At 59.6% G+C, this 13,472-nt stretch carries 12 protein-coding genes; 9 read left to right on the forward strand and 3 right to left on the reverse strand.

Features of this window, described 5'->3' with window-relative positions; all coding sequences use genetic code 11:
• Positions 1-116 precede the first annotated feature (116 nt).
• From topA to tldD, 3 genes are all read right to left on the reverse strand, one after another.
• Positions 117-2,744 (reverse strand): type I DNA topoisomerase, encoded by a 2,628-nt coding sequence (gene topA, locus ACR3E6_RS09710; protein WP_480486908.1) that lies wholly within the window; start codon positions 2,742-2,744, stop codon positions 117-119.
• Between the two features lie 167 nt (positions 2,745-2,911).
• Positions 2,912-4,036: a DNA-processing protein DprA gene (gene dprA, locus ACR3E6_RS09715; protein ID WP_480486910.1), complete on the reverse strand. Its 1,125-nt coding sequence runs from the start codon at positions 4,034-4,036 to the stop codon at positions 2,912-2,914.
• A 238-nt stretch (positions 4,037-4,274) separates the two neighbouring features.
• Positions 4,275-5,696 carry a metalloprotease TldD gene (gene tldD, locus ACR3E6_RS09720; protein ID WP_480486912.1) on the reverse strand — a complete coding sequence of 474 codons (1,422 nt, stop codon included), beginning with the start codon at positions 5,694-5,696 and terminating at the stop codon, positions 4,275-4,277.
• Positions 5,697-5,872: 176 nt separating this feature from the next.
• Here tldD and coxB point away from each other — a divergent pair, with 176 nt between their 5' ends.
• The 9 genes from coxB to ACR3E6_RS09765 all read left to right on the forward strand — a co-directional run bounded on the left by coxB (position 5,873) and on the right by ACR3E6_RS09765 (position 13,457).
• Complete coding sequence (gene coxB / locus ACR3E6_RS09725; protein ID WP_171636878.1) at positions 5,873-6,784, forward strand: cytochrome c oxidase subunit II; 912 nt, start codon at positions 5,873-5,875, stop codon at positions 6,782-6,784.
• 88 nt (positions 6,785-6,872) lie between these two features.
• Positions 6,873-7,823, forward strand: coding sequence for a heme o synthase (gene cyoE, locus ACR3E6_RS09730; protein ID WP_171636880.1), 951 nt, complete (start codon positions 6,873-6,875; stop codon positions 7,821-7,823).
• Positions 7,820-7,981 (forward strand): hypothetical protein, encoded by a 162-nt coding sequence (locus tag ACR3E6_RS09735; RefSeq protein WP_171636882.1) that lies wholly within the window; start codon positions 7,820-7,822, stop codon positions 7,979-7,981. The genes cyoE and ACR3E6_RS09735 overlap by 4 nt, the downstream gene beginning before the upstream one ends.
• On the forward strand, positions 7,981-8,556 hold the full coding sequence (locus ACR3E6_RS09740) for a cytochrome c oxidase assembly protein (protein ID WP_152457260.1): 576 nt from the start codon (positions 7,981-7,983) through the stop codon (positions 8,554-8,556). Before ACR3E6_RS09735 ends, ACR3E6_RS09740 begins: the two co-directional genes overlap by 1 nt.
• A 22-nt stretch (positions 8,557-8,578) precedes the next feature.
• Entirely contained in the window at positions 8,579-9,394 is an 816-nt protein-coding gene (locus ACR3E6_RS09745; protein WP_152457261.1) for a cytochrome c oxidase subunit 3, read from the forward strand.
• A gap of 157 nt (positions 9,395-9,551) precedes the next feature.
• On the forward strand, positions 9,552-10,229 hold the full coding sequence (locus ACR3E6_RS09750) for an SURF1 family protein (RefSeq protein WP_480486915.1): 678 nt from the start codon (positions 9,552-9,554) through the stop codon (positions 10,227-10,229).
• The gene (thrC, locus tag ACR3E6_RS09755) at positions 10,226-11,614 is read left to right on the forward strand and encodes a threonine synthase (protein WP_480486916.1); all 1,389 of its coding nucleotides are present in this window, start codon (positions 10,226-10,228) and stop codon (positions 11,612-11,614) included. Before ACR3E6_RS09750 ends, thrC begins: the two co-directional genes overlap by 4 nt.
• Positions 11,611-12,873, forward strand: a complete 1,263-nt coding sequence (locus tag ACR3E6_RS09760) for a M16 family metallopeptidase (protein WP_171724424.1) — start codon at positions 11,611-11,613, stop codon at positions 12,871-12,873. Before thrC ends, ACR3E6_RS09760 begins: the two co-directional genes overlap by 4 nt.
• Positions 12,873-13,457: a GNAT family N-acetyltransferase gene (locus ACR3E6_RS09765; protein WP_171636888.1), complete on the forward strand. Its 585-nt coding sequence runs from the start codon at positions 12,873-12,875 to the stop codon at positions 13,455-13,457. The genes ACR3E6_RS09760 and ACR3E6_RS09765 overlap by 1 nt, the downstream gene beginning before the upstream one ends.
• The last annotated feature ends 15 nt before the right edge of the window (positions 13,458-13,472 follow it).

Here is a 13,472-nt window from a genome sequence, read left to right on the forward strand (position 1 = left end):
GGCAGACGACGCTCGAAGTGCGGTGCGGCCCTCAGCCCAGGTAATTCGCTGACAGCCCCCCGCAATGCCGAAACGGCGATTGTGGGGGGCTTTTTCAACCCCGACCACCTGTCAGACTAGGTTGTTGCTTTCTTGGTGGTTGCTTTCTTTTTAGACGTGGCCTTCTTCTTGGTGCCTTTTTTGGCAGCGCGCTCGTTGACAAGCTCGATGGCCATTTCCTGCGTTACGTCCTCGGGTTTGATGTCCTTGGGGATCGTCGCGTTGATCTTTTCCCATTTCACATAAGGCCCATAGCGCCCGTCCAGAACCTGCATCGCGCCGCCATCGGGATGCTCACCCAACTCCTTCAGAGGTTTCGCCGCGGCCCGCCGTCCACGACCGGGGTTTGCCCGTTTTTCGGCCAGCAATTCAACGGCGCGGTTCATGCCGATCTCGAACACGTCATTGGGGTCTTTCAGATTGGCGTAGACCGGCTTTGCCTCCTCCGGCAGCTGATGCATCAGGTAGGGGCCGAACCGCCCGAAATTCGCGCTGATCATGCCGCCTTCGGGGTGTTCGCCGATCTGACGGGGCAGGGACAGAAGCGTCAGCGCCTTTTCCAGATCCATGTCATCCTTGCTCCACCCGCGCGGAAGGGATGCGCGCGGGGGCTTTTTGTTCTCGGGCGTGGGTTCGCCCCGCTGAACGTAAGGGCCGAACCGGCCGGACTTCAGCCAGATCTCATCCCCGCCATCTTCGCCCAGCAGCCTTTCGTCACCTTCCGCGCCTTCACCGGCAATCGGGCGCGTATAGGTACATTCCGGATAGTTCCCGCATCCGACGAACCCACCCGTACGAGAGGTCTTCAGGTGCAACTGACCGGTGCCGCATTTCGGGCAGATACGCGGATCGGACCCATCCTCGCGCGGCGGGTACAGCTGCGGAGCCAGAGCTTCGTCTAGCTTATCCAACACTTCCGAAATCCGGAGCTCGGAGGTCTCGCCAATCGCGGCTGAAAAATCACGCCAAAACTTGCCCAGCAGATCCTTGTAGTCGCGCTCCCCGGCGCTGACGTCATCCAGTTGCTCTTCCAGATTCGCGGTGAACTCGTAGCCAACATACTGGCGGAAGAAGTTCAGCAGGAAGATGGTGACGATCCGGCCCTTTTCCTCGGGGATTAGCCTGTTCTTGTCCTTGCGGACATATTCCCGGTCCTGGATCGTCGTTACGATCGAGGCATAGGTAGATGGGCGCCCGATCCCCAGCTCTTCCATCCGTTTGACCAAAGTGGCCTCGGTATAGCGCGGGGGCGGTTGGGTATGGTGTTGAAGGGCCAGAACGGATTCGTTCTCGGACAGTATTGCTTCTTTCGCGATCTTGTCACCGCTGTCGCTGGTCGCCTTGGCAAACTGATCCTTCAGAGAGGCTTTGGCAAAACGGGCCGGATCGCCCTGCGTGATCTGTGGCAGGCGCTTTTCATCCTCGTCCGCGACGTCATCCCGGCCTTCTTCGTATACCCGCATGAACCCATCGAACATTACCACCTGGCCCGTGGCGCGAAGGCCGACCTGACCGTCGTCGCTGCCGATCTCGACGGTGGTGCGCTCCAGACGTGCGGCAGCCATCTGACAGGCGATGGTGCGTTTCCAGATCAGATCGTAAAGCTTGCGCTGATCTTCATCCGTGACCTTCAACGCCTTGGTATCGCGGGACATATCCGTCGGGCGGATACACTCGTGAGCTTCCTGAGCGTTCTTGGCCTTGTTCTTGTAGATGCGCGGGCTGTCCGGTACATATTCAGCACCATAGCGATCCGCGATTGTTTCGCGCGTGGCTGCTACGGCCTCAGGCGCCATGTCGATGCCGTCGGTCCGCATATAGGTAATGTACCCGGCCTCATAAAGCCGCTGCGCCACCTGCATTGCATGGCGCGCGCCCATGCCGAATTTGCGGCTGGCCTCCTGTTGCAGGGTCGAGGTCATGAACGGCGCGCTTGGGTTACGTGCGGCGGGTTTGGCCTCGACCGATGTCACGCTCAGCGCGCGGCTGGTGATCGCCTGAACCGCCAGCTCGGCCTGTGTCGCATTGGCCAGATCGTGCTTGTCCAGCTTCTTGCCGGCCAGCGTGACCAGACGCGCCTCATAGGTCTGCCCGCGCGGTGTCTCGAACAGCGCCCGAACCGACCAGTATTCCACCGGCTTGAATGCCTCGATTTCCATCTCGCGCTCGACGATCAGGCGCAGACAGACGGATTGCACGCGACCCGCCGATTTCGCACCCGGCAGTTTGCGCCACAAAACCGGAGACAGGTTGAACCCCACCAGATAATCCAGCGCGCGGCGGGCCAGATAGGCCTCGACCAACGGCATATCGACCTGACGCGGGTTCTGCATCGCCTCGGTCACGGCGTCCTTGGTGATGGCGTTGAAGGTGACGCGGCTGACGGGCGTATCCTTCTTGATCGAGCGGCGTTTGGTCAACGCCTCCTGTAGGTGCCAGCTGATTGCCTCGCCCTCGCGGTCGGGGTCAGTGGCGAGGATCAGCGCATTGTCTTCTTTCAACGCGTCGGCAATGGCCTTGACATGCTTGCGGCTGTCGTTCCCGACCTCCCATTTCATCGAGAAGTCATGTTCAGGATCGACCGATCCATCCTTTGGCGGCAGGTCCCGCACATGGCCGTAAGAGGCCAGAACCGTGTAGTCGGGGCCCAGGTATTTATTGATTGTTTTTGCTTTGGCCGGAGATTCTACAACAACTACGGGCATTTAAGGGGAAACCTCGCTCGACGAATTTGGCGCCTTCTATGGTGGTGCAAAATGTGTGGGGCAAGCGGGAATTGTCAATGCGTTCCTTTCGTCGGTGGAAAAGCGCCGTGATTTCAGTGCGCTATCACAAATCTTCAGAAACCGGGCACGCCGGAACGAGGGTACGATCAACTTGCCAGCGACAACAGACCTCCGGGCTGACGCTGGATTCGCCCATCAAGTTCAAGGTCGATCAGCGCCGTTCCAAGCTCACCGGCCGAGGCCGCGATATCCCGCAGCAATTGATCTTCGGCGATGGGCGAGGGGCCAAGCCGCGCGATGATTTGCTCGTGCAGGTCTCTTGCAGGACGCACGATTGGTTCCGAGGGCGGTTCGATTGGCCGGCAAATCAGGTCGTCCTGCCTCGGCAAGGCTTCAATAACGTCTTCAGCAGATCGGACAAGTGTGGCGCCGTCACGAATCAACAGATTGCAACCGGCGGCCCGCGCGTCGAACGGATGGCCGGGAACGGCCAGAACCTCGCGCCCCTGATCCAGTGCGTCCCGTGCCGTGATCAGACTGCCGGACTTGGCGGCTGCCTCGACGACGACAACCGCCTGCGCAAGCCCCGAAATGATCCGATTTCGGCGTGGAAAGTGCCGGGCCTGGGGTGTTACGCCCATCGGTTGTTCCGAAATCCGTAAGCCGCGGGACGCGATGTCATGGGCCAGTTCCGTGTTTTCGGCGGGATAGATCACATCAACGCCACCGGCCATGACCGCCACGGTGCCGGTCTCCAGCGCGGCCATATGTGCGGCTGTATCGATGCCACGCGCCAGGCCAGAGACGATTACGTGCCCCTTGCTGCCCAGTTCGGTGGCCAGGCCACGTGCCATCCGCGCGCCGAGCGAGGAACAGTTTCGCGCGCCGACCATCGCAATCGTTGGTTTTTGCAGCAGCGAAACGTCTCCGATCGCCCAAAGCAGCGGCGGGGCTTCGTTGAGTCCAGCCAGGGCCGCGGGGAATTCAGCGGACCCAAGGCACAAAAGCCGCGCTTTAGCGGCTTTTGCGGCCCTGAGTTCCGCCTCGATCACGCCGGGGGGGCAGGTTTCATACCCTTTGATACCGGCGGCGCGTGCCATTTCAGGCAGCGCGGCCAGCGCGTTCTGCGCTGAGCCATGTTCGCGAAGCAGCCGACGAAATGTCGCCGGACCGACCTTGCGAGAACGCAACAGACGAAGCCACGAGAACCGGTCCTCTTCCGTGGTGGGTGGGAGTGGGGGGTGATTGGAAGAAAGCTGCTCTTCGGTCATCCGTTGCTCCGCCTTGTTGCAGAACTGGTTTACGGGACAGGCAGTTAACAGCTTGTGAATCGTCGAAAATTAGAACTGTTTTTTTGCAATTCTGTCAGAGAAAAGCATAGAACACATTGATAATAAGCAAAATAAATAATGCTCAGTCAGAAAGGGCGCTTCGGTCGCCTAAGGCAATTTTCGCGAAAAAAGAGACGCTGGGTTAACCCTGCGCCTCCGGGAATGCGCCGCTTCCGACTCAGGCGGCCGAACCACCGACAGTCAGCCCGTCCATCAGCACGGTCGGCTGGCCAACACCCACCGGCACCCATTGCCCGTCCTTGCCACAGGTTCCCATACCTGGGTCCAGCGCCATATCGTTGCCCAGCCCGCGGATGCGTTTCAAGGCCGACGCCCCGTCACCGATCAACGTGGCGCCCTTGACCGGCGCGCCGATTTTGCCGTTTACGACACGATATGCCTCGGTGCACGAGAAAACGAACTTGCCGTTGGTGATGTCCACCTGACCCCCGCCGAATCCAACGGCCCAGATGCCGTCCTTGATATCAGCCACCAGGGCCTGCGGGTCGGCTTCGCCACCCAGCATGATCGTGTTGGTCATGCGCGGCATGGGTTTGTGCGCATAGCTCTGCCGCCGCCCGTTACCCGTAGGAGCAACCCCCATCAGTCGCGCATTCTGGCGGTCCTGCATGTATCCGGTCAATATACCGTCTTCGATCAGCACCGTGCGCGCGCTGGGCGTGCCCTCATCATCCACGGTGATCGAGCCGCGACGATCGGCAATCGTGCCGTCATCCACCACGGTCACGCCTTTCGAAGCAATCTGCTGCCCCATCAACCCGGCAAAGGCCGAGCTGCCCTTGCGGTTGAAGTCGCCTTCCAGGCCGTGGCCGATGGCCTCGTGCAGCAGGATGCCCGGCCAGCCGGGGCCAAGCGCGACTTCCATGACACCGGCCGGTGCAGGAACCGCGTCCAGGTTGACTAGTGCGATACGCAGGGCTTCGCGGGCCTTGGCCTGCCAGTCGGCGGGGTCGATCAACCCGCTCAGGCCAACCCGGCCACCACCACCGGCGGATCCGCTTTCGCGGCGTCCGTTCTGTTCGACAATGACCGACACGTTCACGCGGGTCATGGGGCGCACATCGCGGACCATCACACCATCGGGGCGCAGAATCTCGACCTCTTGCACGGCTGCCGCGATCGTGGCGCTGACCTGAACCACACGCGGGTCCAGATCGCGGGCGAAGGCGTCGATCTCACGCAATGTCTCGATCTTGACCGGGAAAGCGGCAGAATCAATCGGGTCTTCGTCCGTATAGAGGCGCGTATTGGTGGAGCGCGGAGCATCCGCCAAGACCCCGCCGCCATCCCCGACAGCCAGTCTTGCTGTTTCCGCCGCCCGTTTCAGGGCAGGAATCGAGACGTCTGTGGAATGCGCATATCCAGCCACTTCACCTTGTACGGCACGCAGCCCGAACCCTTCCGACGCATCGTAAGACGCGGTGCGCAGACGGCCGTCATCGAACACGAGAGACTCGGATTTTCGCCGCTCGACAAACAGCTCTCCGTCCTCGGCCCCGTCCGTGGCCGAGCGCAAAATGGCAAGCGCTTCATCGTGTGGTAGAGCGCTTTCAAACGGGCGAAACGGGGCGTCGGACATGGGTTGCGACCTTTCGGGTTTGATCCAGATCAAAAATAGCGTCTGTTTGACGCAAGCATTTTGCTTTATCTACCCGACGGAATATGGTTTTTAACGCGGCCAAAGACAACGGGAGAGGTGCGACCGATTCACACCTTTTCGCCAGGGACGCAAAGATCAAACGATCAGGACAGAACATGAAGAATGCTTTGATGCTTTCAGGGTTTATGACAGCCCTCTCCAGCCTTCCAGCCATGGCTCAGGAGCTTGAGATTATTGGCAAGCCGGTTGACGGCGGTATGGGCTTTCAGCCCGCGGCCACCAGCCTTGCCACGGGAATTCAGCGTCTGGACGGCATGATTCTGGTGATCATCACCGTCATCTGCCTGCTGGTTGCCGGCCTGCTGGTTTATTGCATCGTGCGTTACAACGAACGCGTTAACCCGAAACCGGCGCGTTTTTCACACTACACCCCGGTTGAGATTGCATGGACCCTTGGCCCGATCCTGATTCTGGTCTTCATCGGTGCGTTTTCGCTGCCGGTTCTGTTCAAACAGCAGGAAATTCCGGAAGGCGACATCACCATCAAAGTCGTGGGCAACCAGTGGTACTGGACCTATGAATATGTTGATCACGATTTTGCCTTTGACAGCTACCTGCTGGGCCATCCGGCCACTCTGGACGAGGGCGCGCGCCCGGCCGACGCGGATGTGACTCCGTTTGTTCTGGATGACGCCATGCGCGCCAAGCTGGCAGATGCGGGTTACAGCGAAGACGAATGGCTGCTGGCCACCGACACTGCCGTTGTTGTCCCGGTTGGCAAGGTTGTCGTGATGCAGGTTACCGCATCTGACGTGATCCACTCCTGGACTATCCCGTCCTTCGGCGTGAAGCAGGATGGCGTGCCCGGGCGTCTGGCGGAACTTTGGTTCGAGGCCGAGAAGGAAGGCATCTATTTCGGTCAGTGTTCGGAACTCTGCGGCAAAGACCACGCTTATATGCCGATCACCGTGAAAGTCGTCAGCCAGGAAGCGTATGACCAGTGGCTGCAAGGTGCGATCGAAGAATATGCCGGTCTGCCGCAAAGCTATCAGGTTGCTTCGAACTGAGCACACTGAGGGCGGGTAAAAGCCCGCCTGACACGAAATGCAGGCTGTGCGGGCTGACCGCGCAGCTTTCGCCCCAGAAGGACCCGAGATGACCGACGCAAGCATCAATGCCAGCACAGCGACCGCCCACGCGGACGAGGCCAGCTTTGGCGATTACTTCGCCCTGCTGAAGCCGCGCGTGATGTCTCTGGTCGTGTTCACGGCGCTGGTCGGTCTGCTGGCGGCCCCGGTTCCGGTCCACCCCTTTGTCGGGTTCTGCGCCATTCTGTTCATCGCCATCGGTGGCGGTGCATCGGGTGCGCTGAACATGTGGTGGGATGCGGATATCGACAAGGTGATGAAACGCACCAAAGGTCGCCCGATCCCCTCCGGCAAGGTAGAGGAGGGTGAGGCGATGGCCATCGGCCTGACCCTGTCGGGCCTGTCGGTCATCATGCTGGGCCTTGCGACCAACTGGTTCGCAGGTGCGTTTCTGGGCTTCACAATCTTTTTCTATGTCGTTGTCTACACGATGTGGCTGAAGCGCTCGACCCCGCAGAACATCGTGATCGGTGGTGCGGCGGGCGCTTTCCCTCCGGTGATCGGCTGGGTGGCTGCTACCGGGTCCATGGAGGTTGAACCGTGGCTGATGTTCGCCCTGACCTTCATGTGGACACCGCCGCATTTCTGGGCACTCGCGCTGTTCATGCGCTCGGACTATGACGATGCGGGCGTGCCCATGCTGACAGTGACACATGGCCGCCGAGCAACGCGTGTGCACATTCTCGTCTATACGGCCCTGCTGGCGATACTGGCGGTGGGAACTGCGTTCTCTGGCATCGGTGGCCCCATCTATCTGACCGTGGCTTTGGTGTTGAACGCGTTGTTCCTGCGCGGCGCCTGGCAAATTTCGCGTCGGACCGAGGACGACTCGGAGGCCGATAATTTCAAGGTCGAACGCAGCTTTTTCAAGCTTTCGCTGCTCTACCTCTTCCTGCATTTCGGCGCTATTCTGGCCGAAGCCTTGCTGAAACCCTATGGTTTGGGAGGATGGTCATGAGCCTGCGCAAAAGCCATGAACTGCATCAGCGTCGGTTCAGCCGCAATCTGGGCGTCGGCCTGACGCTGGCTGCCTTTATCGTGATCATTTTCGGCCTGACGATCGTCAAGGTCTCGGGTACTGACTTCAACATGGCCACACAGGAGATCCAGAACTGATGGCTTTGTCTGGTCCACAGAAAACGGTCGCTCAAACCGTGGGTGTGGTTGTCCTGATGGGTAGCCTGGCCTGGGCGGCGGTACCATTCTACGACTGGTTCTGCCGCGTGACCGGATTTGGCGGTACAACCGGTGTGGCCGAAGCCGCCCCCGAAGACATTCTGGACCGCACGGTCACCGTACGGTTTGATGCGTCCAAGGCCAAAAACATGGCCTGGGAATTCAAACCGGTCGTTCGCGAGATGGAAGTGCGCATCGGCGAGACCGGACTGGCTTTCTATGAGGCCTACAACCCAACGGATCGTCCAATAGCGGGTCAGGCCTCATACAATGTGGCACCCTATTCGGCGGGCGGGTATTTTCAAAAAATTGCCTGTTTCTGCTTTGAAGAGCAGGTGCTGCAACCCGGCGAACGGGTAGAGATGCCGGTGACCTTCTTCGTCGATCCTGAAATGGTCGAAGATCTTGAAGCAAAGTATGTTCATACGATCACGCTGTCGTATACATTCTACGAAATTGACCTGCCAGAGGGCTATGCCGCCCTTGAAGCGCAGGCAGAAACAAACACGAACTAACGCCTGTAGGTGAGGGACGCTGATGGCACACGCTAAAAACCATGATTATCACATTCTGGCCCCGTCGATCTGGCCTCTGATCGGAGCTGTCGGCGGCTTTGTGATGTTGTTCGGAGCCGTCCTTTGGATGCACGGATTGACCCCGTGGATGTTCTGGGCCGGTCTGGTCGCAGTTCTTTACACCATGTTCGCTTGGTGGTCCGAAGTTGTTGTCGAAAGCCGCCAGGGGGATCACACCCCTGTGGTTCGCATCGGTCTGCGGTACGGTTTCATCCTGTTCGTCATGTCCGAGGTGATGTTCTTCTTTGCCTGGTTCTGGTCGTTCTTCAAACATCGCATGTACCCGATGTACGACTATGCCGGCACCGAATACATCCAGCCGGACATTCACGCGGTTGACCCGTTCCACCTGCCGCTGATCAACACGCTGGTTCTGCTGCTGTCGGGCTGTGCTATCACCTGGGCCCACCACGCGCTGGTGCATGACAACGACCGCAAAGCGCTGATCAACGGTCTGGCCATCGGTATCGTTCTGGGCATTGCCTTTACCGGTTTGCAGGCGTTCGAATACTATGAGCTGCTGGCCCATGAAGGCTGGAAATTTGGCGATGATCAGTTCTATTCGAACTTCTTCATGGCGACCGGTTTCCATGGTTTCCACGTCATCATCGGCACCATCTTTCTGTCGGTCTGCCTGATCCGGGCCCTCAAAGGCGACTTCACACCGGAAAAGCATGTCGGGTTCGAAGCGGCGGCCTGGTACTGGCATTTCGTTGACGTTGTCTGGCTGTTCCTGTTTTTTGCAGTCTACATCTGGGGACAGGCCCCGCTGATGTAAGCCCGATCAGCTCATCAAATTGCTAAAGCCGCCCTTGAGGGGCGGCTTTTTCTCTGTTCCGGGCGCAAGATTGCGCCCCATACAATTGCGTGGTTGCAATTTGGCCCACACGCCCCTTAACAAGACGCCGGTTCCTGAAACGAGGTTCGACCCTGCCATGCGCCGCATTCTGTTCCTGCTGATCTTCGGCCTCGCCGGTTTGGGCGTTCTGCTGTCGCTGGGGATCTGGCAGATGCAGCGTCTGGCCTGGAAACAGGAGCTGTTGGCAGAGATTGAAAGTCGCATTTCAGCCGACCCTATCGCCTTGCCCCGGCAGGTTTCAGAGGACACCGACAAATACCTTCCGATAACGGTTTCGGGTGAGATGGAACCAGGCGAAATCCATGTTCTTGTTTCGGTCAAACAGGTCGGGGCAGGGTATCGCATCATCCAATCGTTCAGCACCGAGGACCGCATAATTCTGGTCGATCGGGGGTTTGTGCCGACAACTGCAAAACAGGCGTCGCGTCTGACCGGTCCGATGGAGATCACCGGCAACCTGCACTGGCCGGATGAGGTCGACAGCTATACGCCCGAGCCCGATATTGACGACAACATCTGGTTTGCCCGGGACGTGCCCAATCTGGCCGCCGCGCTGGGGGCCGAACCGGTGTTGCTGATTGCACGGTCTCAGACCGACCCGAACGTGACGCCTTTGCCGGTGGATACGGCGGGGATTCCAAACGATCACCTGCAATATGCAATCACCTGGTTTGGCTTGGCTCTGGTTTGGGCTGTGATGACCGGTTATTTTCTGTGGCGCAATCGCGCCCCTTCTGAGAGTGAAGAGCAATGAAATACATCTCGACCCGTGGCCAAGCGCCAGAACTGACCTTTGAAGAGGCGATGCTGACCGGATTGGCCCGCGATGGGGGGCTTTATCTGCCCGCCGAGATCCCTGTGATGAGCCATGACAAGATCGCGGCGCTTGCTGGTCTGCCCTATGAAGACATCGCGTTCCGTGTGATGTGGCCCTATGTCAGCGGCTCCTTTGCAGAGGATGAGTTCAAGCAGATCATCGCGCGTGCCTACGAGGGTTTTGGTCATGACGCCCGCGCGCCGCTGAAGCAGCTGAACGAGAATCACTTCTTGCTGGAGCTCTTCCACGGCCCCACGCTGGCCTTCAAAGACTTTGCCATGCAGTTGATCGGCCAGCTGTTCCAGGTGGCCCTGAAACGGCGCAATGACCGCGTGACCATCGTGGGCGCGACCAGCGGCGACACCGGTTCTGCCGCGATTGAGGCGTTCCGGGGGCTGGATGCCGTGGATGTGTTCATCCTGTTCCCGCATGGCCGCGTGTCCGAGGTGCAGCGTCGCCAGATGACGACGCCTGCGGACAGCAACGTTCATGCCTTGGCCGTGGATGGCGATTTCGATGATTGTCAGGCCGCGCTGAAAGATATGTTCAACGATTTCGACTTCCGCGACGGGGTCAAGCTGGCAGGTGTGAACTCGATCAACTTCGCCCGGGTGCTGGCGCAGATCGTTTATTATTTCTCGGCCGCCGTCAGCCTCGGCGCGCCGCACCGCAAGGTCAGTTTCACCGTGCCGACCGGCAATTTCGGCGACATCTTCGCAGGCTATCTGGCCAAGCGCATGGGCTTGCCCATCGACCGTCTGGTCGTTGCAACCAACCAGAATGACATCCTGCACCGCTGTCTGTCGGGTGAGGGGTATTTCAAGGGCGACACCATCCCCTCGATCAGCCCGTCGATGGACATTCAGGTCAGCTCGAACTTTGAGCGGGCGTTGTATTACGCCTATGGCGAGGACGGCGGTGCCGTGGCGCAGTTGATGGATGAGCTCAAGTCCGGCGGCTTCAATGTCAGCCAGGGCGCGATGGAAGCGCTGCGCGAGAGTTTCGACTCGGGCCGAGTGTCCGAGGAGGAAACGCTGGCGACGATCCGGCATACGCTTGCACACAGCGCGGAACTGGTCTGCCCGCACACTGCGGTCGGGATCAAGGTCGGCGAAGACCACCGTGCCACCGATACCCCGATGATCACCTTGGCGACCGCGCATCCCGCCAAGTTCCCTGCGGCGGTCGAGAGGGCGAGCGACGTGCATCCACCTCTTCCATCCCGCATGTCTGATCTGTATGAACGTCCGGAACGGGTGACCCGCATCGCCAATGATCTGGGTGCCCTTGAGGATCATATAAAAAGGCACATCGCTGAGTGACTGTCAGACAAGACCAACTGAAGAACGGGTTTCGTATCGTCAGTGAACATATGCCGGGGCTGCAATCTGCGGCCATCGGCATCTGGGTAACCGCCGGTGGGCGGCATGAGCGGATCGAACAGAACGGAATCGCGCATTTCCTTGAACATATGGCGTTCAAGGGAACAGAGCGCCGTTCGGCGCTGCAAATCGCCGAGGCGATTGAGGATGTGGGCGGGTATATCAACGCCTATACCTCGCGCGAGGTAACGGCCTATTACGCGCGCGTTCTGAAGGACGACGTGGCGCTGGCGATGGACGTGATCGGCGACATCGTTCTGAACCCGGTTTTCGACCCGCGCGAAATCGAGGTCGAACGCGGCGTGATCCTTCAGGAGATCGGCCAGGCCTATGACACGCCCGACGATGTGATCTTTGACTGGTTGCAGGAGCAGAGCTATCACGACCAGCCTTTGGGCCGAACCATTCTGGGACCATCCGAACGGGTCAGTGCGTTTTCACGAGAAGACCTCTCTGGCTTCGTAGCAGAGCATTATGGCCCCGATCAGATGATCCTGTCCGCTGCCGGTGCCGTGGATCACGATCAGCTGATGAAAATGGCCGAAGAGATGTTCGGTCATCTGCAACCACGCACCGGGCTGATCGCTGACCCTGCGCGCTTTACCGGTGGTGAAGCACGGCAGGAGAAAAAGCTGGAGCAGGCCCATTTTGCACTTGCGCTGGAAAGCCCGGGCTATCGCGACGATGCGATCTATACGGCGCAGATATATTCGACGGCTCTGGGTGGCGGCATGTCCTCACGGCTGTTCCAGGAGGTGCGTGAAACACGCGGGCTCTGCTATACGATCTTTGCCCAGACTGGTGCCTATGCGGATACCGGTACGACGACGATCTACGCCGGTACCTCGGCAGATCAGGTGGCAGAGCTTGCCACCATCACCATCGACGAGATGAAGCGCGCAGCAGAGGACATGACCACGGAAGAGGTTGCCCGTGCCCGTGCGCAGATGAAAGCCGGGATGTTGATGGGGCTGGAAAGCCCGTCAAACCGGGCCGAACGGCTGGCGCGGCTGGTTCAGATCTGGGGGCGGGTCCCGTCTCTGGAAGATACGGTGGCCAAGATCGATGCGGTCAGCACCGAAAATGTGCGCGTATTTGCCGAGCAGATGGCCGTCAACGCACCTGCCGCTTTGGCGCTGTACGGGCCGGTTTCGGGGGCGCCGACATTGGCCGAACTACAGGAGAGGCGGGCGGCGTGATGCTGTTGGGCAGACGCAAGCTGAAACTCGAGACTGCGCGGCTCAGCCTGCGCCCGCCTGTACATTCCGACTTCAACGATTGGGCCGCGTTGCGGCGAGCCTCGAAAGGTTACCTGACGCCTTGGGAACCGATCTGGGCCAAGGACCACCTGAGCCGCAAATCCTTTACCAACCGTGTGTATTGGGCACAACGTTCGGTAGCGGCCGGGACGGCAATTCCGCTTTTTCTGTTTCGCCGTGAAGATGACGTGTTGGTTGGGGCCATCACGCTGGACAACATTCGGCGCGGTCCCGCACAGGCGGGCACATTGGGGTACTGGACCGGTCAGGCCTTTGCCCGACAAGGGTATATGCGTGAAGCCATCGGCGCGATGGTTCACCATGCCTTTACCCGTTTGGACCTGAGCCGGATTGAAGCCGCCTGCCTGCCGGAAAACCGGGCGTCGCGCGGGTTGCTGGAAAGCTCGGCCTTCAAATACGAGGGCGTGGCGCAGTCGTATTTGCAAATCAACGGGCGGTGGCGGACGCATGTTCTGTATGCCAGCCTGCGGTCTGACCGGCGTGGAAAAACCGACGCGGGATAGGGGGCGCTGCCCCTG

Source organism: Ruegeria sp. AL3 (genome assembly GCF_056536065.1).